The following is a 1,063-nucleotide window of genomic DNA, read 5'->3' as shown; positions in this document are numbered from 1 at the left end:
GCCGCGCGGGTCCCGCGGCGGGCGCTGCTGGTGACGGCGCTGGTCGTGCTCGGGCTGGCCAACCTGGGGTCGGCGCTGGCGCCGTCGTTCCCCGTGCTGGTGGTCAGCCGGGTGCTGGCGGCGGCCGGGGCGGCGGCGTACACGCCGGGCGCGGGCGCGGTGGCGGCCGTCCTGGTGCGGCCCGAGCTGCGGGCGCGGGCGCTGGCCGTGGTGGTGGGCGGGCTGACGGTCGCGACGGCGCTCGGCGTGCCGCTCGGCGACCTGGCCGGCGAACGGCTCGGCTGGCGGTACGCGCTGGGGGCGGTGGCCGTGGCCTGCCTGGCGGTCGCCGCCGGGGTGTACGCGATCATGCCGGTGCTGCCGGGCGCGCCCCGGGTGCCGCTGCGCGCCCGGCTGGAGGTGCTGCGGCGGCCGGCGGTGACGGCCATCCTGCCGCTGACCGTGCTCGGGATGGCGGGCAGCTACACGGTGTACGCCTACAGCGTGCCCGCCCTGCGCGCGGTGGGCGTGGAGGGCACGGCGGGCATGCTGTTCCTGTACGGGCTCGGCGCCGTCCTCGGCAACCTGGCCGCCGGGTACGCCACCGACCGGTGGGGCGCGCACCGGGTGTTGCCGGTCGCGTACCTGGTCATGGCCGTCAGCCTGGGGCTGCTCGCCTGGATGGCCGCGGCCGGCCCGGCGGGTGGCCCTGCGGTCGGCGCGGCGGCCGGTACTGCGGTCGGCACTGCGGCCGGACCTGCGGTCGGCACTGTGGCGCTGGCCGGTGTGCTGGTGCTGGCGTGGGGTGCGAGCAGCTGGTGTCAGACGCCGCCGCAGCAGCACCGGCTCATCGCCGCCGCGCCCGGGGAGGCGCCGCTGGTGGTCTCGCTCAACTCCTCGGCGATCTACGCGGGGATCGGCGCGGGCACGCTGCTCGGCGGTCTCACGCTGCCGTCGGGCGCGGCCCTCACGTACGCGACCGGCGCGGCGCTGGCGGCCGCCGCCCTGCTGTTCGCCCTGGCCACCAGATCCGCGGGCGGCGCCCCCGAGTGACCGGCGTGACCCGCGTGGCACGGCGGCGCGG

1 protein-coding gene is annotated in these 1,063 nt (G+C 79.2%); it reads left to right on the top strand.

The genetic code is table 11. The features are described from left to right. The coding region (locus tag ACWCSD_RS53035; RefSeq protein ID WP_449927654.1) for an MFS transporter at positions 1 to 1,032 on the top strand (1,032 nt) is incomplete at its 5' end. Positions 1,033 to 1,063: the final 31 nt, after the last annotated feature.

This window comes from Nonomuraea sp. NPDC001684 (genome assembly GCF_053596515.1).
The sequence above is the reverse complement of the archived record's forward strand: the minus strand, read 5'-3'. Positions and strand labels throughout refer to the sequence as shown.